The organism is Bartonella sp. AP72JLCBS, from assembly GCF_042195705.1.
In the GTDB taxonomy this organism is placed as follows: Bacteria; Pseudomonadota; Alphaproteobacteria; order Rhizobiales; family Rhizobiaceae; genus Bartonella.
The window spans coordinates 78,228-103,436 of record NZ_JBHIOU010000006.1 but is presented as its reverse complement, the minus strand read 5'-3'; the positions used below and the strand labels follow the sequence as shown (position 1 = coordinate 103,436).

21 protein-coding genes and 1 other RNA gene are annotated in these 25,209 nt (G+C 40.5%); 8 read left to right on the top strand and 14 right to left on the bottom strand.

The genetic code is table 11. The annotated features are described in order from the left end of the window. Positions 1-41: 41 nt before the first annotated feature. On the bottom strand, positions 42-347 hold the full coding sequence (locus tag ACFILO_RS04855; protein WP_375677921.1) for a DUF2853 family protein: 306 nt from the start codon (positions 345-347) through the stop codon (positions 42-44). 96 nt (positions 348-443) lie between these two features. Here ACFILO_RS04855 and ssrA point away from each other — a divergent pair. The 5 genes from ssrA to ACFILO_RS04830 all read left to right on the top strand — a co-directional run bounded on the left by ssrA (position 444) and on the right by ACFILO_RS04830 (position 4,444). Further along, positions 444-800, top strand: a transfer-messenger RNA (tmRNA) gene (gene ssrA, locus ACFILO_RS04850). A 179-nt stretch (positions 801-979) separates the two neighbouring features. After that, complete coding sequence (locus tag ACFILO_RS04845; protein ID WP_375612012.1) at positions 980-1,531, top strand: SspB family protein; 552 nt, start codon at positions 980-982, stop codon at positions 1,529-1,531. An 8-nt stretch (positions 1,532-1,539) separates the two neighbouring features. Continuing rightward, the gene (locus ACFILO_RS04840; RefSeq protein WP_375612011.1) at positions 1,540-1,722 is read left to right on the top strand and encodes a DUF4169 family protein; all 183 of its coding nucleotides are present in this window, start codon (positions 1,540-1,542) and stop codon (positions 1,720-1,722) included. A gap of 10 nt (positions 1,723-1,732) precedes the next feature. Further along, the gene (locus ACFILO_RS04835; protein WP_375612010.1) at positions 1,733-1,984 is read left to right on the top strand and encodes a ribbon-helix-helix domain-containing protein; all 252 of its coding nucleotides are present in this window, start codon (positions 1,733-1,735) and stop codon (positions 1,982-1,984) included. Between the two features lie 120 nt (positions 1,985-2,104). Further along, positions 2,105-4,444 carry an ATP-dependent helicase gene (locus ACFILO_RS04830; RefSeq protein ID WP_375652753.1) on the top strand — a complete coding sequence of 780 codons (2,340 nt, stop codon included), beginning with the start codon at positions 2,105-2,107 and terminating at the stop codon, positions 4,442-4,444. A 56-nt stretch (positions 4,445-4,500) separates the two neighbouring features. Here the strand turns inward: ACFILO_RS04830 and ACFILO_RS04825 are convergent, their stop codons facing one another. Further along, positions 4,501-5,130 (bottom strand): DapH/DapD/GlmU-related protein, encoded by a 630-nt coding sequence (locus ACFILO_RS04825; protein ID WP_375652750.1) that lies wholly within the window; start codon positions 5,128-5,130, stop codon positions 4,501-4,503. A 136-nt stretch (positions 5,131-5,266) separates the two neighbouring features. Between ACFILO_RS04825 and ACFILO_RS04820 the strand changes: the two genes are divergently transcribed. From ACFILO_RS04820 to ACFILO_RS04810, 3 genes are read left to right on the top strand one after another with little or no spacing between them, the layout of a single operon-like run. Next, positions 5,267-5,848, top strand: coding sequence for an SCO family protein (locus ACFILO_RS04820; RefSeq protein WP_375628847.1), 582 nt, complete (start codon positions 5,267-5,269; stop codon positions 5,846-5,848). 27 nt (positions 5,849-5,875) lie between these two features. Continuing rightward, positions 5,876-6,745 carry a 50S ribosomal protein L11 methyltransferase gene (locus ACFILO_RS04815; RefSeq protein ID WP_375632340.1) on the top strand — a complete coding sequence of 290 codons (870 nt, stop codon included), beginning with the start codon at positions 5,876-5,878 and terminating at the stop codon, positions 6,743-6,745. A gap of 22 nt (positions 6,746-6,767) precedes the next feature. After that, the gene (locus tag ACFILO_RS04810) at positions 6,768-8,594 is read left to right on the top strand and encodes an aminopeptidase P family protein (RefSeq protein WP_375652745.1); all 1,827 of its coding nucleotides are present in this window, start codon (positions 6,768-6,770) and stop codon (positions 8,592-8,594) included. A gap of 603 nt (positions 8,595-9,197) precedes the next feature. On the opposite strand, the gene ligA is transcribed toward ACFILO_RS04810, so the two are convergent. The 12 genes from ligA to ACFILO_RS04750 all read right to left on the bottom strand — a co-directional run bounded on the left by ligA (position 9,198) and on the right by ACFILO_RS04750 (position 25,128). Continuing rightward, positions 9,198-11,357: an NAD-dependent DNA ligase LigA gene (gene ligA, locus ACFILO_RS04805; RefSeq protein WP_375652741.1), complete on the bottom strand. Its 2,160-nt coding sequence runs from the start codon at positions 11,355-11,357 to the stop codon at positions 9,198-9,200. Positions 11,358-11,468: 111 nt separating this feature from the next. Continuing rightward, on the bottom strand, positions 11,469-13,130 hold the full coding sequence (gene recN / locus ACFILO_RS04800) for a DNA repair protein RecN (RefSeq protein WP_375652737.1): 1,662 nt from the start codon (positions 13,128-13,130) through the stop codon (positions 11,469-11,471). Between the two features lie 6 nt (positions 13,131-13,136). Continuing rightward, the gene (locus ACFILO_RS04795; RefSeq protein WP_375652734.1) at positions 13,137-14,030 is read right to left on the bottom strand and encodes an outer membrane protein assembly factor BamD; all 894 of its coding nucleotides are present in this window, start codon (positions 14,028-14,030) and stop codon (positions 13,137-13,139) included. 158 nt (positions 14,031-14,188) lie between these two features. Then, on the bottom strand, positions 14,189-15,073 hold the full coding sequence (lpxC, locus tag ACFILO_RS04790) for a UDP-3-O-acyl-N-acetylglucosamine deacetylase (protein ID WP_375613373.1): 885 nt from the start codon (positions 15,071-15,073) through the stop codon (positions 14,189-14,191). Positions 15,074-15,287: 214 nt separating this feature from the next. Next, positions 15,288-17,060 (bottom strand): cell division protein FtsZ, encoded by a 1,773-nt coding sequence (ftsZ, locus tag ACFILO_RS04785; protein WP_375612001.1) that lies wholly within the window; start codon positions 17,058-17,060, stop codon positions 15,288-15,290. A gap of 63 nt (positions 17,061-17,123) precedes the next feature. Further along, positions 17,124-18,425, bottom strand: a complete 1,302-nt coding sequence (ftsA, locus tag ACFILO_RS04780) for a cell division protein FtsA (protein WP_375613372.1) — start codon at positions 18,423-18,425, stop codon at positions 17,124-17,126. After that, on the bottom strand, positions 18,422-19,333 hold the full coding sequence (locus ACFILO_RS04775; protein WP_375613371.1) for a cell division protein FtsQ/DivIB: 912 nt from the start codon (positions 19,331-19,333) through the stop codon (positions 18,422-18,424). Before ACFILO_RS04775 ends, ftsA begins: the two co-directional genes overlap by 4 nt. Next, a complete protein-coding gene (locus ACFILO_RS04770; protein WP_375611998.1) occupies positions 19,321-20,241 on the bottom strand; it encodes a D-alanine--D-alanine ligase in 921 nt (306 codons plus the stop codon). Before ACFILO_RS04770 ends, ACFILO_RS04775 begins: the two co-directional genes overlap by 13 nt. A gap of 237 nt (positions 20,242-20,478) precedes the next feature. After that, positions 20,479-21,456 (bottom strand): UDP-N-acetylmuramate dehydrogenase, encoded by a 978-nt coding sequence (gene murB / locus ACFILO_RS04765; RefSeq protein ID WP_375621367.1) that lies wholly within the window; start codon positions 21,454-21,456, stop codon positions 20,479-20,481. Continuing rightward, positions 21,434-22,861: a UDP-N-acetylmuramate--L-alanine ligase gene (gene murC, locus ACFILO_RS04760; protein ID WP_375632331.1), complete on the bottom strand. Its 1,428-nt coding sequence runs from the start codon at positions 22,859-22,861 to the stop codon at positions 21,434-21,436. The genes murB and murC overlap by 23 nt, the downstream gene beginning before the upstream one ends. Further along, positions 22,845-23,981 (bottom strand): undecaprenyldiphospho-muramoylpentapeptide beta-N-acetylglucosaminyltransferase, encoded by a 1,137-nt coding sequence (murG, locus tag ACFILO_RS04755; protein ID WP_375632330.1) that lies wholly within the window; start codon positions 23,979-23,981, stop codon positions 22,845-22,847. Before murG ends, murC begins: the two co-directional genes overlap by 17 nt. Beyond that, positions 23,974-25,128, bottom strand: a complete 1,155-nt coding sequence (locus ACFILO_RS04750; protein ID WP_375621370.1) for an FtsW/RodA/SpoVE family cell cycle protein — start codon at positions 25,126-25,128, stop codon at positions 23,974-23,976. The genes murG and ACFILO_RS04750 overlap by 8 nt, the downstream gene beginning before the upstream one ends. Positions 25,129-25,209 lie beyond the last annotated feature (81 nt).

Below are 25,209 nucleotides of genomic sequence, written 5' to 3'. Positions count from 1 at the left end.
AAATTGGGCTTTTTTTATCATTATCACAAATTTAATATTGTTTAAATTTTATGAAGTGCATTAAGTTGCTTAGCAACTAGATAATAAAAAGTCATACGACTTTTTCTACGCTCTCCAGACATCATCTCAGCCACTTTTGAAACAGCCATTTTAGCACTCTTCTCATCGGCTTCTAAAACATCTTGAACCCATTTTTCAACACGTTCTAACTCTTTTAGATCCGATGTAGCAACAAGCGCTGCATCCTGCTTTTTCATCACTAAAGCTAAACGACGGCTAAGTCGTTCTACTGCTGCTTCATCGGGATTTGAATCATATAGTTTAATATCTGCTAGATTATTTGTCATTTTGCATCATCTCCTCTCCAAAAATGAGCGGACTATACTTTACAGCCGCATCATATAGCTCCATAAATAATTAGAGGATTAAAAATATTAACAACCCCCCTTTTCCTAAGACTGTTCTTCATCTATATTTAGAGGGCTGGTTCACCAGCTATGGTAATAAATGGACGGTGAAATAAACCTATTGGACCCGGGGGCGGTACCCGGCGCCTCCACCAAAATATAAGAAACCAAAATTATATTTTGGTGGGGGCGAAATAGGATCGACAAGGGTGTAAAGATCGCTCTTTTACTCGGCATTGTACCACCGTTATCGGGCTAAATGAGTAGTTGCAAATGACAACTATGCGGAAGCACGTCTCGCCGCTTAAGGTGGTGTGAATGTTTCAATTTGAGCCTTAAACCGTCGCAGGTTTAAGCGGGGTTCGGAGGCACCTGGCAACAGAAGCCTTCACTTTTTTAAATGTTGTTGATTGATCTTTCAGACATTATCAGACATTATTTACCATAGAGTTTCGTATTTATTCGATTTATTGAGGTGCATCGTAGAAAAAATCTGCTAATTTAAAATATATTCTGTCACACAATATCAATACGCCCCATTCTGCTACGTGAAATAAAAGGAATAAACTTCGATGGTTAAAGATCAAATCCGTTACGATATTCTCGTTCAGGATGCGCTTCGTGGAGTTATCCGTAAAGTTTTATCGGAAGTTGCCAAAGCAGGTCTTCCGGGAAATCATCATTTTTTTATAACTTTTTTGACAAATGCCCCAGGCGTTAAAATTTCTCCTCGGCTAAAAAATCGCTATCCTGAGCAAATGACAATCGTCTTACAACATCAATTTAGAGATCTCAGTGTTTCAGAAACAGCTTTCGAAGTAACCCTCTCTTTCAGGGAAATAACCGAAAAGCTCGTGATTCCTTTTACTTCCATTCAGGTCTTTTATGATCCTGTAGCAGCATTTGAAGCAGCATTTGATCTGCCCTCAAATCTGACCTCTGGAGAAAGTGAAAATTCAGAAAATACCTCAACTACGCCTATTACCTTATCAAACAAACAAAAAAAAGAAAATACGCTTACAAAAGAACAAAATCTCAGTACAAATAAAGAACCTTCAAATAACGATGCAAAACAAAATCAAAGTGCTGATGTTGTCTCTTTAGATTCCTTTCGGAAAAAATAATTTTTCTCATGACTGAATTGATTAATCTTCGCCAATTTCGAAAACAAAAAAAACGTACAGAAAAATCTCTTTGTGCTGAGCAAAATCGTTATCGTTTTGGACGAACAAAAACTGAAAAAAATTTTGAGCAGCAAAAATCTTTAAAAATGCAAAAATTTCTTGATCAAAATCGTTTGCGAAACGACGAATAAAGGTGGAAAAATGCACGAAAATAATTCTATCGATTGGTCAAAAGTCATTCCACGAAAGATATCTGTTCGCGTTGATGGACACGCAACAAGCGTCTCTTTAGAACCACCATTTTTAGATATTCTAAAAGATATAGCCCGCAAAAAAGGACAATCTTTAGCCTTTATTATTACCGATATTGATAGCAAAAGACCACAACAAGTAAATCTTTCGGCTTCGTTACGCGTTTATGCCCTTCAAAGCGTTCTCACCCAAAGCCTTTAATGGTTGTGCTTATTTTTTTACGTTCTCTTTCTGTCTGTTCAACTGAAACTGTTGTGACTTTTTAAGAGAAGTTTTTTTAATCTAGAACTTCAATAAAAAAAAGACTACAAAAGAGAGATAATGAGTAATTTTTCTGATCATACCATACCTTTCTTTGAAGAAGATTCCCCTCCAGACCATGATAAGAAGAGCTCTGGTTTTTTCTCCCATACTCTAAAAGAACAAAAATCATATAACACAGACTATTTAGAACAACTCAATCCAGAACAGCAACAAGCTGTTATGAATACTGATGGACCTCTTTTAGTTCTTGCAGGTGCTGGTACAGGAAAAACACGCGTTTTAACAACCCGTATTTCTCACATTTTACGCTCTGGACTTGCCTCTCCTCAGCAAATACTTGCTGTCACTTTCACCAACAAAGCAGCCCGTGAAATGAAAATACGTATTGGTGAACTTATTGGAGAAGTTGTTGAAGGTATGCCTTGGCTTGGAACCTTTCATTCCACTGGAGCTAAAATTTTACGCCGTCACGCAGAGCTTGTTGATTTAAAAAGAAACTTTACAATTCTCGATAGCGATGATGTTCTTCGACTTTTAAAACAACTTATTCAAGCTGAAGGATTAGACGATAAGCGTTGGCCCGCACGAAACCTTGCCATGATGATTGATTCTTGGAAAAATCAAGGACTTTCACCAACACATATCTCAAAAAGTGATGCTCATTCCTTTGGTAACGGCATGGGACGTGAACTTTATCACAGTTATCAAAATCGATTAAAAGATCTTAATGCTTGTGATTTTGGTGACCTTCTACTTCATTCTATCTCTATCTTCCAACATAATCCAGATATCCTTCGCGAATATCATTCTCAATTTCGTTATATTCTTGTCGATGAATATCAAGATACAAATACAGCACAATATCTTTGGCTTCGCCTTTTGGCCCAACATCCTCAAGGTCAACATGTTAATCTTTGTTGTGTTGGCGATGATGATCAATCCATTTATGGATGGCGTGGTGCAAAAGTCGAAAACATATTACGTTTTGAAAAAGATTTTCCTTCTGCTAAAATTATTCGTCTAGAACGCAATTATCGCTCAACATCTCATATTCTCAAAACCGCCTCCCATCTCATTGCGCATAATGAAGAAAGACTGGGAAAAGTCCTTTTTTCTGCTCAAATAAAGAGCGAGGAAGAAAAGGTAAAAATTCATTCAGCATGGGATTCGGCAGAAGAAGCACGAGCAATTGGAGAAGAAATCGAACGCGCACAACAAACCGGTCATGCATTAAATCATATGGCGATATTGGTACGCGCATCATTTCAAATGCGTGAATTTGAAGATCGCTTTGTAACGCTTGGCCTTAATTATCGCGTTATTGGTGGTCCTCGTTTTTATGAGCGAATGGAAATACGTGATGCCATGGCTTATTTACGCGTTGTTGTCCAACCCACTGATGATTTAGCTTTTGAGCGTGTTATTAATACACCGAAACGCGGCATAGGAGATGCAACCCTGCGCATTCTTTATGAGAGTGCACGTGCACGTGCTGTTCCTCTCTTTTCTGCTGCCGCAGACATCATTGAAACAGATGAATTAAAGCCTAAGGCACGCAGTGCGTTACGAAGCCTCATTGAAAACTTCCGCCGCTGGCAAAATATGCTTCAAGACACTCCTCATAGAGAACTTGCCGAGATCGTCCTTGATGATTCTGGTTATACAACCATGTGGTTAGAAGATCGCTCACCAGAGGCTCCTACAAGACTAGAAAATCTTAAAGAAATGATTCGTTCCATGGAACAATTTGAAAATCTTCAAAGTTTTTTGGAACATGTTGCACTCGTTATGGAAACGGAAAATAATGAAAATATGGATGCAGTCAACATCATGACACTTCATTCAGCCAAAGGACTTGAATTTGAAACAGTTTTTCTTCCAGGTTGGGAAGAAGGACTCTTTCCCCACCAGCGCTCATTAGATGAAGGTGGACGTTCAGGATTAGAAGAAGAACGGCGTCTTGCTTACGTAGGTCTAACAAGAGCAAAAAAACATTTGCATATATGGTTTGTATCGAATCGAAGAATTCATGGACTTTGGCAACCTGCTCTTCCCTCCCGTTTTCTAGATGAATTACCAGCAGAACATATAGAAGTTGTAGAAATGGAAACATCCTATGGTGGTTATGGAAAATCTTCCTTTCAATATCACGATTCTTTTTATAATGACTATGCAACACCAAGACAAAAGCGTGCACAAAAAAACAAGAATATTGAAGGGAAAGTTATCTCTCAATCAATCTCTCATGTACCATCAGATTTTTCTGTCAATGATCGGATTTTTCACATAAAATTTGGTTATGGTCATATTACAGCAATAGACGATCATAAATTGACAATAATGTTCGAAAAAGCCGGAGAAAAGCGTGTACTAGACAATTTTGTAAACAAAGCTTAATTACAAGCAAACCATGATCCGTTTTTCCAAGAGATCATTTTGTTTTATTCTGACTATCATTTCCATTTACGAACAAAGGCTTCAATGGGCAGATTTTGCATATCAGGCAATGCGTCGTGAATTTTATCAAGTGGCCAATCCCACCAAGCCATATCTAAAAGGCATTCTATCACATGATTGGGAAAACGCATCCGCAATCGCTTAGCAGGCACCCCAACGACAATCGTATAAGGCATAACATCTTTCGTTATAACAGCGTTCGCGCCAATGATAGCGCCATGACCAATTGTCACTCCAGGCATAATAACCGCACCATGTCCAATCCACACATCATGCCCAATAATAACACGTTTTGCACAACGCCTTTCACGAAAACCACTATCTAATGCCATATAACGAAAATATTCGTTTGGACGATAGGTTATTTTATGCGTTGAAACGCGCTCCATAGGATGCTCCAACGCATTCATCCGTACATGAGATGCAATAGAACAAAAACGCCCAATATCGCTATAAATAGCCTCACTATTACGCTCTAAATAAGAAAAATCTCCAACGGTTACATCCCGTAAAATCACCCGCTCATTAATTTCCACATAGCGCCCTAATTTACAACCATACAGCCGCGCTGTCGTATGGATACGAGGTTCACTTTCATGAAATCGAAGATCTTTCTCAATATTCATACATCTTTCACCAATGTTTTATCAATAGATATGGAAAGACATACCAATCAAGCCAATAAAATCAACCATGAAACAAACATTGCAAAACAAACCTGCCGATGTTACAATTTCTCGATCTATCTAAGAGAGTCAAACTATGAAAAATGTAATACGCATCTTGGGGCTGACAATCATATTTCTTGCAGGTGTTTTTATTTATGATACGCTGACAAATAAGCCTTTAGGTGATAACTTTACTCTCACTGATTCTAATGGAAAAAATATTACTGAGGCTGATGTTCGAAGCAAGCCTTCAATAATTTTTTTCGGCTTCACTATGTGTCCTGAAAGCTGCCCTACCACACTGATGAATCTTGATCGATGGCTTACAGCCCTTGGGCCTGAAGCTGATAAATTAGGTATATGGTTTGTGACTGTTGATCCTGAACGTGACACACCAAAAGTACTCCATGATTATCTCAGTAATTTTAACAATAAAATTGTTGGCATTAGTGGAGATCCTGATAAAGTTCATAAAATGGTCAATTCTTTCAACATCGTTGCTGAAAAAGTCCCTGAAACAGATGGAAACTATACATATAACCATACAGCAGCAATTTTTTTACTCAAAAAAGGTGGAAAATTAGCTGGCGTTATTCGTTATGACACGAAAGAAAGCGATAGCGAATTAAAAGATGAAATCGCCATTGAACGGTTAAAAAAACTCATCTTAAACTAAAAAAAGCCGATCAAAAGAAAGAACAGCATGTCGCAACAAATTCGCCTCTATTATACTGCTTCTAAAAATGAAGCAGAACGGTTCTATACCCTTATAGAAACAGCCTTTGACGAAGAAGGTTATCCTCTTGCTCTTACAGAGATAGATGAACAAAATGCTGTATATGAGCTTTCTCTATATGTCGATCAAGACAATCAAGAGAACGCATTAAAACATTTTGCAAGCGTTCTCTCTATAGATTTTGATAAAATTAATATGGAAGTTTTACCCAACATTGATTGGGTACAAAAAAGCCTAGAAGGACTAAAACCTGTGCAAGCTGGTCCTTTTTTCCTTCATGGAAGTCACAACCGAAACGCCATTCCAGCAAATGTTCTCCCTATTGAAATTGAAGCTAATCAAGCTTTTGGCACCGGACATCATGGAACAACAGCCGGTTGTTTAGAAATGATTGCCAAAGTCATGAAACACGAAAATCCAAAAAATGCCCTTGATCTTGGTACTGGGAGCGGTGTACTAGCCATTGGCATAGCAATGCTCAAACCCATTACTGTGCTTGCGTCCGATATTGACCCAATTGCTGTTCAAGTTGCACAACACAATATCGAATTCAATGGTGTCAAGGAATATATTACAGCTATTACAGCAACAGATTTTTCCCATGATGCAATTGCATCACGAACCCCTTTTGATCTCATCGTTGCCAATATCCTTGCTAATCCGCTTATTGAACTTGCGCAAGAAGTGGTAACGGCACTTCAAAAAGGGGGATCACTTATACTCTCTGGAATTCTTGAAGAACAACATGCCCATGTTTTGGAGACTTATATAAAACAAGGACTGAAGCATATCGAAACATACCACCGGCAAGGATGGGTTACGATACACCTGAAATAAAATAAAAGAAAAGGACGTCGTTATGTATCAATCTTTTGAGGCGACAACAAATCCTGCTTATGCAGCAGAACGCATTTCTTGCCTTCGTAAAGAACTCGATCACCTTGGACTCGATGGTTTTCTTGTTCCGCGGTGCGATGAACACCAAGGAGAGTATGTCCCTCCTCATGCTCAACGCCTTAGCTGGTTAACCGGCTTTACTGGATCAGCTGGGATTGCACTGATTTTAAAAAACAAAGCCATCATATTTACAGATGGGCGATATAAGCTCCAAGTTCGCCAACAAACTGATCCTGATATTTTTAATTATGAAGATCTCATAACTTGTCCTCCCTCACAATGGCTTGAAAAAAATGGTCAAAAACTTTCTATTGGCTTTGATCCATGGCTCCACACGATTGCTGCCACCGATGCATTAAAAAACGCATTAGAAATGAAAGCAGGTGGAAAACTTGTAGAAGTTCAACATAATCCCATTGATCTGCTCTGGCATGATCAACCAAAATTACCACAATCTGCCTTATCAATTCACCCTCTCAAATATGCTGGGTGCGATACAGATGAAAAACTCGCTTTGATTTACAAAGATATACAGCAAACTCATGCAAATGCTTTTATTTTTACAGACCCCTCTTCCATTGCATGGACATTCAATATACGGGGCAATGATGTTTCCAACACGCCTTTTTCCCTTTGTTTTGCTCTCATTCCACTTAACAAAACACCAGCCTTATTCATTGACAACAAAAAACTTGGTGTAGAACAGAAACAATATCTGGAACGTTATGCAAAATTATATGAACCAGAACAGCTTATTCCCAAGATCAAAGAGTATGTTCAAAAAGGGACAGTGTTTGCCTTAGATCCACAGCTAACATGCGAAAAATTACGAACTGTTATTGAAGAAAAAAATAGCTCTTTTATCACACTTACCGATCCTGCTGCTCTACCACGTGCCATTAAAAATGACACAGAACTCAATGGCGCACGCAAAGCGCATCTACGCGATGGTGTTGCCCTAACCCGTTTTTTTTCTTGGTTAGATAAACAAATACCAGGGTCAATAAGTGAAATTTCTGCTGCTCAAAAATTAGAAGAATTTCGCATAAATACAGCAAAAGAAATGGGAGAAAAACTTGAAGATCTTTCTTTTGATACAATCTCCGCAACAGGAGAAAATGGTGCCATTATTCATTATCGTGTAACAACGCAAACAAATAAACAACTCAAAGCCGGTGAACTTTACCTCGTTGATTCAGGTGGACAATATCGTGATGGCACGACTGATGTCACACGTACAGTAGCAATTGGGAATATTGGAGAAGAAGAAAAACGCTGTTTCACTCTTGTTCTCAAGGGCATGATTACTCTTTCAACTGCTTGCTTTCCCAAAAGAACCCGTGGACAAGACCTTGATGCTCTTGCACGCATCGCATTGTGGAAAGCTGGTTTTGATTATGCCCATGGCACCGGTCATGGTGTTGGATCTTATCTTTCTGTCCATGAAGGACCGCAAAATATTTCTCGCAAAGGGTGCCAAGAACTCATCTCCGGTATGATTCTTTCAAACGAGCCAGGCTATTACCGCGAAGGCGCTTTTGGTATCCGTCTTGAAAATTTGATGATTGTGAAACCAGCACAAAAAATTGATGGTGGAGATATAGAAATGCTCTCGTTCGAAACACTCACACATTGCCCCATTGATCGACGGTTAATCCTTCCAGAGCTTTTGACACAAGAAGAACGGCAATGGCTCAATGATTACCATGCGCGCGTTTATCAGATGAATGCACCTTACTTAAATGAAGAAGATAAAAAATGGGCAAAAGAAGCAACAATGCCCCTTTAAATGAAGCAACCTATAACTTTTACCCTTTCTACAAAACACTACACCCTTCTCTTTTAAAGAGAGAAGTGCGAATTTACCATCAGCAAACACAAAAAATGCTTCTATGAAATACTTCAAGTTTTTTTGCCGATACGGCAAAAGCCTTCCAAAATTGAAACAGAACGGGATACACTCGCAAAAGATAATGCTTATCAATTATCCTCCACCATCTCCACATGAGTTATAGCCTTATTCTGCTATATAGAAATTTTCATTATATTTTGTAACCCTCCGCGTCGCATTTCTAAAACGCCCATTATAACCAACTTATTACGTCGTTTAGATTCAAAAATTCTGCATATTTATTTACAATTTTTACCTTGCTTCACAATGATAATTTATAAATTTTACTAATAATAACCTTGTATATTCTTCATCATAATAGTTTAAGTTTAATATTTAAGTTCAACGTTAATTATTTTAAATAACGTAATAAATATCAAAATATATTGGCATTCTATGTTTGCAAAAAATAGCCCCTTTATCTCCTTTTTGATTCCAGCTCCCCCAAATGTAAGAGAGATAACCACACAAACAGCATATGCATCTTCTAGAAAACATCCTCTAAACATTATGTTTCTCAATCAGCTGTAGCCAAGCCTCTTCATCGATAACCTCAACACCTAATTCTTCAGCTTTAGCCAATTTGGAGCCCGCTCCAGGTCCTGCAACAAGAAGATCTGTTTTTTTAGAAAGTGAACCAGATGTTTTAGCCCCTAATCGCTCTGCCAATGCTTTTGCTTCATCGCGTGACATATGCGCCAAAGTTCCTGTAAAAACAATGATCTTCTCCGCTATTGGTGAAGAATCTGCTATGATAGGCTCCTCATCAAGAGGAGTTACTTCTTCAAGCAAAACAGATAAAATCTCACGGTTATGCTCTTCTTGATAAAAATCAACAATTGCGCTCCCTACCTGTGGTCCAATTCCTTCGATATTGGTAAGCTCTATCCAAGCCTCATTTCCTTCTTCATTTTCCTTATCACATGGCATAAATGCTTCCATAGCCGCAGTCTCAAAAGCTGTATAATTTTTATAAGCACGTGCAAGGCGGCGTGCATTCACTTCGCCAACATGACGAATCCCCAATGCAAACAAAAAACGGCTCAAAGGAATTTCTCGGCGCGCATTAATGGCATCATACAATTTTCGCACTGAAACAGTACCAAAACCTTCCATATTTTCCAAACGTATCAAAGACTTTTCTTGGCGCCGTTGTAAAGTAAAAATATCGGCTGGTGTATGAATACAAAGCGCCTCATCTTGAGCATAGAAAAAAAACTCTACCTGTTTTTTACCCAAGCCCTCAATATCAAAAGCATTGCGTGAAACAAAATGACGAATACGTTCAATTGCTTGTGCCGGACAAATAAGCCCCCCTGTACAGCGACGCACGGCTTCTCCCACTTCACGAACAGCATGACTCCCACAAGCTGGGCACAAATGAGGAAAAATAAAAACAGCAGCATCTTTCGGGCGTTTTTCAATGATAACATCAATAACTTGAGGGATCACATCACCAGCACGTTGTACAATCACGCTATCGCCTACACGGATATCACGTCCTTCACGAATGGGCTCTCCTTTATGACCAATTCCCTTAATATAATCCTCATTATGCAAACTAGCATTGGTCACCACCACTCCACCAACAGTAATAGGCGTAAGACGTGCAACAGGTGTCAAAGCTCCCGTGCGACCAACTTGAATGTCAATATCTTCCAAAAGCGCTATCGCTTTTTCTGCTGGAAATTTATGGGCGATAGCCCAACGCGGCGAACGAGAAACAAACCCCAAGCGCTTTTGGAGCATCAAATCATTAACCTTATAAACAATACCATCAATATCATAGCTTAAAGAATGACGGCATTCTTCGATATCGTGATAATAGCAAATAATATCTTCTACTGTCTTAAAAACTTTTGTTAATGGATTGATAACAAAGCCATACTCTTTTAGCTTTTTCATCATCTCCATTTGACTTTCTGCCAATATTTCACTCACCTCACCACAAGCATAAGCAAAAAATTGAAGTTTTCTGCTAGCAGTTATCCGTGAATCAAGCTGACGGAGAGAACCAGCCGCCGCATTTCGAGGATTGGCAAAGGTTAACTTGCCCTTCTCTTGTTGGCTGATATTTAGTGCTTGGAAATCTTCCCGCCCCATATAAACTTCACCACGCACCTCAATGATATCAGGAAAATCACCTTGCAAAACTTGTGGAATATCAGCAATTGTTCGGGCATTTGCCGTCACATTTTCACCGACAGTTCCATCCCCACGCGTTGCCGCACGCACAAGCTGCCCCTTTTCGTAGCGCAAAGACAAAGATAAACCATCAATTTTTGGCTCCGCTGTTATTTCCAACACTTGTGTTTCTGGAAGCCGTAAAAAACGACGAATACGCTCAACAAATTCAGTAACATCTTCAGAGCTAAACGCATTATCAAGTGAAAGCATAGGCTGTGCATGAACAGATTTTTCAAATTTTTCAGAAATTGGTGCTCCAATTTTATGTGAAGGAGAATCAATACGTATAAGTTCTGGAAAAAGAGCTTCAATTTCTGCATTACGACGACGTAAAGCATCATATTCTGCATCAGAAATTTCAGGCTGATCATCACGATTATAAAGCACATCATGACGTGCAATCTCTTTTGCCAACCACTCTAATTCACGTTCTGCTTCAACAGCTGTGAGATTTTTATCTGCATCTTTGTTCATAAAATCTATTCCAAATTACAAGCGCTGCCACAAGGGCCTCCCACGCCTCCTCATCAAGTGAATCTCAATAAATATAAGCTTTCTAGTATTTTTATCGCTGACTAATTACCTTTATGCGAGAAGCTTTTGAGCCGCTGCACGCGCTTCTTCAGTAATCTGTTCTCCAGCCAACATACGGGCAATTTCTTCTGCACGCTCATGTTCTTTCATTTTATGAATCGCAGTAACAAAGCGTCCTTTATCATGACTCTCAATTTTTGAAATAAGAAAATGACCATGCGCTTTCGATGCAACCTGTGGAGCATGCGTAATAGCGAAAACTTGGACATGTTCTGATAAGCGTTGCAACCGTTGCCCAATAGCCGCTGCAACAGCCCCCCCAACGCCTGTATCAATTTCATCAAAAATCAGCGTCGGTGCTGATCCTCGATCAGATAAAACAACTTTTAATGCCAGCAAAAAACGGGATAATTCACCGCCAGAAGCCACACTAAGCATCGGCCCAGCACGTGTTCCAGGATTTGTCCGCACCCAATATTCAATACGATCACATCCCTCTGCACTCCGCTTTTCCATATCACTTTGCATTTCAACAATAAATTCAGCCCTCTCTAACTTCAATGCCGGCAACTCAGCCATAACACTTTCAGATAAATGCTTTGCTGTCTCCCGACGCTTTATTGTTAAGGCTTGCGCCAATGTATCATAATTTTTCTTTGCCTGCTCTGCCTCATCTTCAAAACATGTCAATATAGTCTGAGCCTCTTCAAAATCAGCGAGTTCTGCGTCCATTTTATCGCGTAACTGAATCAATTCATCCGCAGAAACTTGATATTTACGAGCAAAACCCCGAAGAGAAAAAAGACGCTCTTCTATCCGTTCCAATTCATCAGGTTCAAAATCTAATGCTCGTATTGCCGTCTCAATACCTTCTTGTGCTGTTGCAAGTGCATGCAATGCCTCATCAATAGATTTCACCACTGGTGCAATAAGTTCTTGCGCCTCAGGAATTTTCCGCTCCAAACGCCTCACCAAATTAGAAAGCACTGGGATTGGTGATTTTTGACCCGTTAAAAGATCATCCGCTTCTTTAATATCTGTCGCTATTTTTTCTAATTTAAGCATATCAGCACGACGAAGAGAAAGAGCTTCCTCTTCACCAACTTTAAAATCAAGCTTTTCAAGCTCTTCTACACACGCACGAAGATAATCAACCTCCCGTACAGCACTCTCTACTTTAAGACGCTGCCGTTGCAAACGCTCCTCAAATTCACGCCATGTGTGATAACACTGACGCAAATTTTCCACTTCATCTTCAAGACCACCAAAGGCATCTAATAATTGGCGATGTGTAGCAACATCAACAAGCGCACGATCATCATGTTGTCCATGGATTTCAACCAGCAAACGGCCAACACTCCGCATCAATGCAACACTAGACACCTGATCATTGATAAAAACACGGCTACGTCCATCACTTGATTGCACACGTCGTAAAATAATATCACCCTCATCATCAAGACCATTCTCACGAATAAGTTGACGTGCAGGATGTGAAACAGACACATCAAAAACAGCTGTGACCTGCCCGCGGTCAGCCCCATGACGCACAAGCGAAGCATCACCCCGCCCCCCTAGAGCAAGTGATAAAGCATCAAGGAGAATAGACTTCCCCGCACCCGTTTCTCCAGTTAAAACCGTCAACCCCGCTGTAAAATGAATATCGAGCGTTTCGATCAAAACAATATTATGAATCGAAAGCTGTACCAACATAGAGAATCAACGTACCCTCTTCTTGTCACCACCTAAAGCATTTGAGATCCAAGAAGATTTATGCTCACGTGGTGATATTTTATTCTTCTGCAAGAGATTATAAGAAAATTTATACCACTCACTTTTGGGATAATTACGTCCTAAAATAGCTGCTGCCGTCTGTGCTTCCGCCGTTAAGCCGAGAGCAAGATTAACCTCAGTCAAGCGGAAAAGTGCTTCTTCAATTTGATTTGTATCAGAATACTCTTCAACCACGGTACGAAACCGTCTACTTGCCGCAAGATAGCGCCGCCCCTCTTCATAATAACGGCCGATCTGCATTTCTTTACCAGCCAGCTGTTCGCGCCCAAAACGGATTTTATCCTTAGCATCCTTGACATATTCAGAATTTGGATAGCGCTCTATAAGAAGCTGCATAGCAGCAATAGCGCGTTTCGTATCACGTTGATCACGCGTAACATCGGGAATCCGACGGAAAGAAGAAAGACCAATAATATAGTACGCATAAGCCGAGTCAGTTGACCCTGGATAAAGCGTAATATAGCGTTGAGCCATACTAATTGAATCATCATACTTTCCGAGTCGATAATTAGTAAAAGCACCCATGACCAAAGATTTACGCCCCCAGTCTGTATAAGCGTACTGTTTTTCAATCTTCAAAAACTTCTTCGATGCATCCCCAAGCCGCCCACTTTCAAGGCTAGCAAGCGCCTGATTATAGAGAACATCTGGTGGCTCTATTTTCAAAACATAAGCAGATGGATCAAGGGTATTTTTCTCTTTAAAGAGACATCCCGCTAACATACAGGTGCTTCCTAAAAGTACCCCCCCCAATATCTTGCGTACAATGTTAGATTTTCTATATGTCATATTTCCAATGCACACATGAGATTTTTTCATAGTTTTTCCGGCCTCCAGAGAATATCACCTTGTAGCAAAAACAATTTATCAAAGGTTTTATACCATATCACTTTAAAATCCACATAACCAATTTAACAGTTTAGGTCAATCATCCCCTTAAAAATCAAATAAACGATAAAAAAATCTTGCCAATTTTTTTACTTTTTCTCTAAAAAGCTTTTTTCATAATATGATTCGTCTGCCAAAACAGCCTTCACCAATTGCGCATTAATTCTATGCCCACTACAATAAGAACGAAATAATCCAATAAAAGGTGCCCCAAGCAAAGCAGTATCACCAATCGCATCAAGCATCTTGTGCCGAACACATTCATTCTCCCAATAAGGACCATCGGGATTTAAAATTTTATCATTAAGGTCGATAACAAGAGAATTTTCCAAAGAAGCGCCTCTCGCCTTTCCAGAAAGCCTTAATTCTTCCACGTCTTTGATAAAACCAAAAGTGCGCGCACGTGACAAATCATCCCTAAACCCTCGTGTGGTAAGATCAAAACTGAAATGTTGCTTACCAATAGCAGAAGAAGGAAAAGAGATCGTTATATCAAAACGACGTCCATCGAATGGCAAAAACTCTGCAACACCATGAGCTCCTTCAACCCGCACCGGCTTTTTTATAATGAAATAAGAACGCAACGCATTTTGCTGTACAATACCAACATCTTCAAAAGCTTGGCAATATAGCCACGCTGAACCATCCAAAATAGGAATCTCATTATGTGACACTTCAATAACAAGATTATCCAAATTATAAGCAGCAATTGCCGCCATCAAATGTTCAATTGTTTCAACCCTTACATCTCCATCTCCAAGTACTGTTGATAATTCAGTTTTTCCTGTTTGCGATGCATGGGCTTGAAATATTTTCTCTGTTCCGTCTAATCCACAACGCTTAAAAACAATACCACACCCAACATCCGCTGGACAAACCTTTACCACTGACAAACAGCCACTATGAACGCCAATCCCCTTAAATGTTACTGCTTTTTTAAGAGTAGACTGATATTTTGGTACTAAATTCATCATATCATTTTATTAAATTGCTTGTACATCTTTTAACAAAATTTATAAAACTATAAAAAATATTCATAGTAAATAATACAAAAAAACCGCTTATTGTAAGCGGTTTTTTTAAAACAAAGTATTTTATCCAAAAAACAGTAATATATTTTACTGTATAATTTTTGTCTGATCATTAAAGAAATAATAAAATTTCTTACTTTACCTCATTTTTCATCAATTAATTTGCCTGACGACGTAAAAATGCTGGTATTTCCAACTGATCTTCTTCACTTATAAAAGTACGCTGATCTTGTGGTACCTGAGGATGCAGCTCACCAGAACGACGTGGAACATAAACAGAAGCATCTTGAGAAAGCGCCTGAGAGTTTTTATTGTAAACATGAGAATCTTTCTGCTGAGACGATCTAACAGCAGGCTCCAGCCTCGCTTCTGGCTCAGCTTCTTCACGATGTGTCAAGCTCTGTTTCAAACGCTGCCAAAGATTACGAGGACCCTGATCCGTCACAAATGTTCTTTGGCTTTGTCCATGAGCAACAGGAGGAAAATCCTTTAACTCAGGCATACGCATTGGAGCGCGCGCTTGCATTTGTTGCATTTGTTTTGGTTGCACTGGCTTTTCTTTTTGCTTCACAAGCCCTGTCATCTCATCAAGAACATGCGCTGTTGCCTCCATACTCACAGGAGCCGTCATCGCCTGTTGAGAACCACGGCTTACTTGCATACGAGGCACATTTGATCTCTGTTCCTGAACAGCATTTGAACCATACGCAACAGCATTCGTGGCACTTCGTGTCGTCATTGCTTCTGCAGGTTGTGCAAAAATTTGACTTTTGGGACGGAACTGTTCTCCGGTTGATTTACCCTTCTCTATTTCAAGTGATTCGATCACTTCTACCATTGACTCAGAACGCAGAGGCGATGATTGAACATGAAAAGAACTATGTGACGTTCCAGGATCGCTCTTGCGTATTGAAGAAGCAGGCCTTTGAATCTGAGGATGAGAGGACTGAACCACATCACTAACTTCACGATCAATACCGGTGGCAACCACAGAAACACGAATAACACCTTCCAATGACTCATCATCAATAGCGCCAAAGATCACATTCGCATCAGCATCTACTTCTTCACGAATACGATTAGCAGCTTCATCAACCTCAAAGAGAGTCATATCACGACCACCCGTAATAGAAATCAATAAACCACGCGCCCCACGCATAGAGGTATCATCCAACAATGGATTTGCAATAGCAGCTTCAGCCGCAGCCAAAGCACGCCCATCACCAGATGCCTCACCCGTTCCCATCATGGCTCGACCCATTTCGTGCATAACAGAACGAACATCAGCAAAATCAAGGTTAATCAAACCCTCTTTAATCATCAAATCCGTAATGGAAGCAACACCAGAATAAAGCACTTGGTCAGCCATAGCAAAAGCATCAGCAAACGTTGTCTTATCATTTGCAATACGGAAAAGATTTTGATTGGGAATAACAATCAATGTATCGACAGACTTTTGTAATTCTTCAATACCAGCCTCTGCCGTTTTCATACGACGTGCGCCTTCAAACTGAAACGGCTTTGTCACAACACCAACAGTCAAAATACCTTTTTCACGCGCTGCGCGAGCAACAACGGGAGCAGCCCCTGTTCCAGTTCCTCCCCCCATACCAGCAGTAATGAAAACCATATGAGAGTCTGCAAGATGATCAATAATTTCATCAATACATTCCTCTGCCGCCGCTTGTCCAACTTCAGGCAAAGCCCCAGCACCCAAACCTTCTGTCACAGCTGCCCCAAGTTGGATAACACGTTCAGCCTTTGACATAGCCAAAGCCTGTGCATCCGTATTTGCAACAACAAAGTCAACTCCCTGAAGACCAGCATTTATCATATTATTCACGGCATTCCCGCCACCACCTCCAACACCAAAAACGGTAATGCGTGGCTTCAATTCCGCGATATCTGGCCGATGCAGATTAATCGTCATTTTCTTTTCCTTCTCATAAGACACCGCAAGCCAAAGCGATGAAATTTATCCAACTAGACTTAACTAAAAACTCTCACGCAACCACTGACCAACACGCTGAAAATATCCACGCGTGCCCATCGATAAATGATTTCCTGCCGCCTGCATTGTTTTTTCTTCAAAACCCACCAATTGCGGATAAATTAACAACCCAACAGCAGATGTAAACGCCGCCCCTTTTGCAAGAGAAGGAAGCCTCGAAATACCTAAAGGCCGCCCGATACGAACATTTCTTCCTAATATAGTACGTGCCATTTCTGGCAATCCTGTTAACTGGCTTGCTCCCCCAGTCAAAATAACACGTTTACCAATGATGTGACCAAAACCAGAACGATTTAAACAATCACGGACCATTTCTAAAATTTCTTCAACACGCGCACGAATGATACGCCCAAGAACCGCGCGAGGATATTGAGTTTCACGCTGTTCACTCCCAATTTCTGCTACATTAATCATTTGCCGCTCATCAGCACTTGTTAAAAGTGCTGAACCATAAACAACTTTTAAACGTTCCGCCTCTGTTAAAGACATAGAAAATCCGCGCGCAACATCAAGAGTGACATGATGCCCCCCAACAGCAAGAGCATCTGCATGAATAAATTTCCCCTCAAAAAACACTGAAAATGTTGTTGTTCCACCACCAAAATCAATACATGCAGCCCCTAAACGCGCCTCATCATTCATCAAGACAGCAAGACCACTTGCAAAGGGAGTAGCAACCATTGCTTCAACACTCAAATGTGCACGATTAATACAAGTTTCCAAATTACGCAAAGAGGCTGTTTCTGCTGTTACCACATGCACGTCGACACCAAATGTTTCCCCTGCCATGCCAATAGGATCAAAAATTCCTTTATCTCCATCCAATACATAAGAAACTGGAACTGAGTGCATAACATGACGTTCAGCATCAAAGGCTTTACGCGAAACATCTGAAAAGGCCATACGCATATCACGCTTAGTGACTTCACGACCATTCAAATGAACCTTTCCATTAATCAAAGCACTTTGTAATCGACTTGAGGAAAAATTCACAATCACTGAATCCACCACCAAACCCGCCATTTTTTCTGCCGCATCAACAGCCAATCTTATTGATTGTTCTGCTGCAAACATATCCATGACAACACCGGATTTAATACCACGTGAACGCTGCACTCCAAAGCCTAGAATTTCCGTAGAATGTGTACGACCATGTAAATAGTGTGCATGCTTCAAAGGACGCAAACAAGCAATAAGACAAACAATCTTACTTGAACCGACATCAAGTACCGTTAAAAAACGTGTTTTACGCCCCTTCAAATGATGTGATCTGAGTAGCATCATAGGCTTCCTGCCTTTCGCGCTTTTAAAATACGTTCTTCTTCTGCTACAGTAGTATGATAACGCTCCAACGTTTCATCTGATAAAGAAACAGTAATTCGATCAGCAAGACGTAAATCAACACTGAGAATATCGCGAGATAAAAGATCTTGCATTGTACCGGACGAAAAAAGAGAAGAAAGCCTTTCAAGAGCACCATTTTCAGGCAACATAACGCGCATTCCATTATTCAAAACAAGATCCCAACGTCGATCACCTACCCGCACAAAAGCACGAATACGATCATATACTTCCGGATAGACTGACAGCGCTTGAATAAACACTTTAGCAGCATTTTGTGCACCCTGCCCAACCACAAGAGGTAAATCCCGAACAATTTCTCCTTTAAAAGGCACAATGACACGACCTGTATTATCAACAATATCCATTATGCCATCATGTTGCCAAATGGCATAGGGTTCACGCTCCACGATGGAAATGCGCATTCTATTGGGATAAATTTTCTGAACATTAGCCGATTGCACCCAAGCCTGTTTTTCCAACAGAGAACGCGCTCTTTCAACATCAAAAGTGAATATAGAAGGCGCAACATCAAGTTTTAAAATTTTAAAAATATCCTGCTTTGCCAAGCGCTTATTACCGCTTATATCGACATGAGTGACCACAAAACTACTATCCAATATGATCGTATTTACGACCACAGCCATCTGACCACTTGATGAAAGTCCATAAAAAGCCGTAACAAAGAAAAACCACACAACAGCAAAAGAGCCGAAATGGCGTGGAATATGAATATTGACAAAAACAAACTCAAACATAAACCGAAGAAAACGACGATAAAGACGTGGCAAAGCCGGCACTGAAAGCACCTCCATCGGAACATTTGTTTTATTAACATTCAACGCATACATGATGCGTCCTCCACCATCCATTGAACAATATCGCCGTAAGTACGGCCGCTCGCTTTTGCAATATCAGGAAGAAGAGACGTCGAGGTCATACCTGGTTGCGTATTAATTTCAAGCCAAACCAATTCTCCTGTTTTTTCATCAAAACGAAAATCAGAACGGCTAACACCTCGACACCCTATCGCCTGATGGGCTGCTAAAGACATTCTTTGCACACTTTGGTAAATATTTAGTGAAAGTTGTGCAGGACAAATGTGAAGAGAACCACCCGTTTTATATTTTGAGTCATAATCGTAGAATGGAAAGTGTTTATCGGGAAGAATTTCACACACATCCAGCACTTCGTTCCCCAAAACAGCACAAGTCAATTCACGACCAGGAATATATTTTTCAATCATCACCTCATCGGCATACCCCCACTCAGCTCCCCCAATATTATGCGGCGGTGCAGCTTCATTTCCTTGAACAATGACAACACCAAAACTTGATCCTTCACACACAGGTTTAATTACATAAGGAGGCTCCATGGGATGCGTTCGGCCCAAAGCAAAGCGGCTCATGATACGAGAAGGAGCAACACAAACCCCAACATTTGCAACGATAATTTTTGCACGTCCCTTATCCATTGCCAAAGCAGATGCCATCACGCCAGAATGAGTATAAGGAATTTTTAAATATTCAAGAATCCCCTGAATCCGACCATCTTCACCAAATGGACCATGCAATGCATTGAAGGCAATATCGGGCTGCAACTGTTCAAGAACAGAAGCAATATGAGCATCAACATCCACGCGGCTCACGCGATACCCCTGCACCTCTAAAACATCAGCACACGCCGCCCCTGAAGATAAACTTATAGACCGTTCAGAAGAAAAACCTCCCATTAACACAGCTATATGTTTATCTTTCATAATAAATCACCCTCTTTCGCATACTATATGTAGCCTATATAGAATACATCAGCACTACATACAGGAAAAACAAAGTTTATCCTTGCGAATCAATAACCTAGCATTTTGCATAATGAATCAGACTCAAAAGCCTGATGCAAGAGATTCTTTGTTAATTTATTGATTCTTAATAGAAATTTTTTATTATCTCTTTGAAATGACTCAATTTTTTATTTTCACTTTTTAGTGAACAATAAATCAATGAAATGGATCAAAAGGAGAAACACTTCGACCACGCTCAAATTGACCAATACGCTCTATTTCCCATTGTAAAAGGTGGGCTGAATTTGCAAAAACACGCGCACGCACTGTTTCTCCCAATGCTTCAAGATCATATCCTGTTGCTTGCCCTGTATTAATCATAAAATTACAGTGCATTTCACTCATTTGAGCGCCACCAATCTGTAAACCACGACACCCTGCTTCATCAATCACGCGCCACGCGGATATATTCTCAGGATTTTTGAAAGTTGATCCCCCTGTTTTTTCGCGAATAGGTTGCACTGTTTCTCTGTGGAGGGCAACTTCATCCATAGCAGCACGAATATCATCTTTATTGCCGAGTTTTCCTTCTAATAAAGCAGCCGTAAAAATAAAATCTTTAGGAATATCACAATGGCGATAGGAATAATGCATATCTTTCACACTCAAGATATGACGTTGCCCTTTACGATCCAGCGCATAGACCTCGACAACACGCGCTGCGGTTTCAACACCATTCGCACCCGCATTCATTTTGAGAGCTCCCCCAAGACCTCCAGGAATACCATGATAAAAATGAAAACCTGCAATCTCAGCTTCTAAAGCGGCAGCAGCTAAATGTTTATCCGCCGTACCAGCACCAACTAAAAAGCCTTTTGGAGAAACTTGTTTCACTTGCCCAAATTTTTTTGGCGAAAGACGAATCACAACACCAGGAACCCCCCCATCACGCACCAGAAGATTAGAACCAATACCGACAATTGTTACAGGAACAAATTCAGGCAAATTTTGAAGAAAGAGAGCCAAATCTTCTTCATCAACAGGCTGATAAAAAAGCTCTGCCAACCCGCCCGTGCGAAACCACGTTACCTTACGCATCTCAACATTAGGTGTAAGCTTTCCTCTCACGCCACCCAACAGTGGTTGCAATTGCGCCAATAGCGCCTCACCATCAATGTGCTGAAAATTTATCATGACCATCCAATACCGCTAACTGATGAGGCAAAGCACAAGCCCATTGTGTGATATTGCCAGCACCAAGAAAAACAACATAATCCTCTGCCTGAGCAAATTTTGAGACAAGAGACACAACATCTTCCAAACCATGTATCAAGCGCACATCACGATGACCCGCCATTTTAATATGCTCTACCAATTCTTGAGAACCAAATCCTACAATAGGCTCTTCACCAGCCGCATAAACGGGCGTAATCAACACTGTATCTGCATCATTAAAACAAGCAGCAAAATCATCAAATAAATGATACAAACGCGAATACCGATGGGGTTGTGCAATCGCAATAACACGCCCTTTTGCACTCTCACGTGCAGCACGCAAAACAGCCTTTATTTCAACAGGATGATGTCCATAATCATCAAATATTTCAATGCCACGCCAACTTCCTGTTCGCGTAAAACGCCGTTTTACTCCGCCAAATTCTGCTAAGCCCCTTTTTATAGCTTCATTTGAAATGCCAAGTTCATGCGCAATAGCAATCGCCGCCGTTGCATTGGCAACATTATGCTGCCCTGCCATGGGCAAAAGCAAATTTTTCAACTCAATCTTTCTTCCTGTTTTGCGTGAGCGAACAAGAACATCAAAATGCGTTTTTTGACCATCCATCGAAAGATTAAGAAAACGAACATCCGCTTGTGGATTTGCACCATAAGTGATCACCCAACGATCATCAATACGGCCCGCCAATGACTGAACCTCTGGATGATCAAGGCACAAAACAGCAAAACCATAAAAAGGAACATTTTCTACGAATTGCCGAAAAGCCTCACGCACAGCATCAAAACTTCCATAATGATCCAAATGCTCAGCGTCAATATTAGTAATAACAGCAATATCAGCAGGCAGCTTTAAAAATGTACCATCACTTTCATCAGCTTCAACAATCATCCAATCGCCATCTCCTGTACGAGAATTCGTACCATAAGCATTAATAATACCGCCATTAATCACCACTGGATCAAAATGACCAGCATCAAGAAGGGCTGCGACCATTGATGTGGTTGTTGTTTTACCATGTGTACCACCCACTGCAATTGCACGCCGAAATCGCATCAGCTCCGCCAGCATTTCTGCACGTCTGACAAGCGGCAAATGTCTTTCCTTTGCAGCAATATACTCAGGATTTGTTTTTTTAACGGCAGTAGAAAAAACAACAACCTCTGCATTCCCTAAGTTTTCAGCACAATGACCTATATGAACGTTAATTCCTTTTTTCCGCAAACGTTCAACATTTGCACTTTCAACTTGATCTGACCCTTGAACTTTATAGCCAAGATTATAAAAAACCTCCGCAATTCCACTCATACCGATCCCCCCGATTCCGATAAAATGGATAACGCCTATATCAAGTGGCATTTTCATTAAAAAGCTCCTCTTTTATATCTGACAACAATCGCCCTGCAATTAAGGAATCAGCCATATCAGCAAGGCGACGGGTTGCATGAGGTTGTCCAACTTTTTTTGCAGCAAGCGCTTGTTTTTCCAATAAATGGGGCGCACAACAAGCGTGCATTAAAAGAGAAGAAAGCTTTTGTGCATTTAAATCTTTTTCTGATATAATTTGCGCTCCCCCCACACGAGCAAGCAAAGCTGCATTGGCAGCCTGATCATGATCTAAAGCATGGGGATAGGGAACAAGCAGAGCAGGTCTACCAATCACCGCTATCTCACAAACGGACGAAGCCCCAGCACGCGACAAAATAAAATGAGCATGTGCCATACGTTCAGCCATATCATCAAAGAAAGGAGCAACTTCTGCTTGTACCCCCATATCACGATAGATTTTGATCAACCTTCCTGCTTCACCGCGGACTTGCTGTACAATTCGTAAACGTTTACGGTTCTTATCATCAAATAAAGCAATAGCTTCTGGAACAATATGTGAAAAAGCAGAAGCCCCTTGGCTACCTCCAAAAATCAAAAAATTAAATGGCTTTTCTCCCTCTGAAGAATGATAAGGAATTTTGGCCGCCTTCAACACAGCCTCACGGACAGGATTCCCCGTCAAAAGTATTTTATGAGCATAAGCGCCATTTGGTGACAACAAACCACCAGCGATTGCACGCACAAAAATTGCCAACATCCGATTGGCACGCCCCATAACAGCATTTTGTTCATGAATAAATGTCACACGCCTCGTTAAAGCCGCAATAAAAAGAGGAGGAAAGCTCGGATACCCCCCAAATCCTCCAACAAGAACAGGACGTAATTTATAAAACAACGCCAACGATTGCCCCATACCCCTTAGCAAAGACCAAAACGTCTTTATCAGAGCAAAAGGATGGCGTCGTGTAAATGTTGCCGATGAAACGATATGAATATGCTCTTCATCAAAACACCGAACAAAAGGGCGTGCTCTTTCATCTGTTATTAAATGAACATCATATCCACGCTGCCTTAATTCAACAGAAAGGGCTTCAGCAGGAAAAAGATGTCCACCTGTACCACCAGCCACCAAAATAATAACTTTTTTATCATTCATAAGGGGTATCCAAGACAGAAGAGGAAGAAAAAGCTGAAAGGCGCGCTTCTGGCCAACGACGTGTTAAACTAAGCAAAATGCCCATTGAAAACGCAATCGCCACCATCGAAGAACCACCATAAGAAATAAAAGGCAATGTCATACCTTTTGGAGGAATTAAGTGAAGATTAACGGCCATATTAATAGCTGATTGAAAGCCAATCATCATTGCTATGCCAGTAATACCAAGACGTATAAAGGAATCACGTGTATTCATGGCTATATACAATGAACGCATAACGATAAAGCCAAACAGCATCATAATTAATAAACAAAGAATAATACCATATTCTTCAGCAGCAACGGAAAATACAAAATCTGTATGGCTATCAGGAATGATACGTTTTACTGTGCCCTCCCCAGGACCTTGCCCAAACCAACCACCATTCAAAATAGCCTCACGTCCCACATCCACTTGAAAAGTATCTCCTTCACCTGTCAAAAAACCATTGATCCGCTCGCGCACATGATGCAGAAAAAAATAAGCTAAAATAATTCCTACAACGCCTAAAATGAGAAAGAGAAAAATAATAGTAAGAGGGACACCAGCAATAAAAAACAGCCCCCCCCATGTTGCACTTATTAAAACTGTTTGTCCAATATCAGGCTGCAAAACCAGAAGCACACAACAAATGGCATAAAGTAGAATCGCTAACGTATAACCCAGAATGCCCCTCTTGCGTATCTGTTCCGAAAAAAGCCAAGCGGACATAACCACAAAAGCTGGCTTCATAAACTCTGAAGCCTGTACAGAAAAACCAAATAGTAGAATCCACCTCCGTGCTCCCTTTAATTCTGGACCCCAAAATAAGGTTGCAACCATAAGAGCAAGCGTTACAATGAGCAAAAGAGCACATAAACGACGAATATTAGAAAGCGAAAAAAAGGAAATGGTAACCATCGTAAAAAATGCTGAAATGCTAAAAATGATATGCCACCGAACAAAATAAAAACTATCAGCAATTCCGATTTTTTTTGCAATAATAGGGCTGGCAGCAAAAGACAGCATAATGCCAATTCCCATTAAAATTAAACAAGCTGCAAAGATAGAGCGATCAATCGTCCACCACCAATTAGCAATTGGATCTCTATCTGCACGCGTCACCATGATATCCACCTTATCCATTTTATAAATTATCTCAAAGTGATATGGTTCCCCAGCCTGTTTAACAAACACTTTAAAAACTAA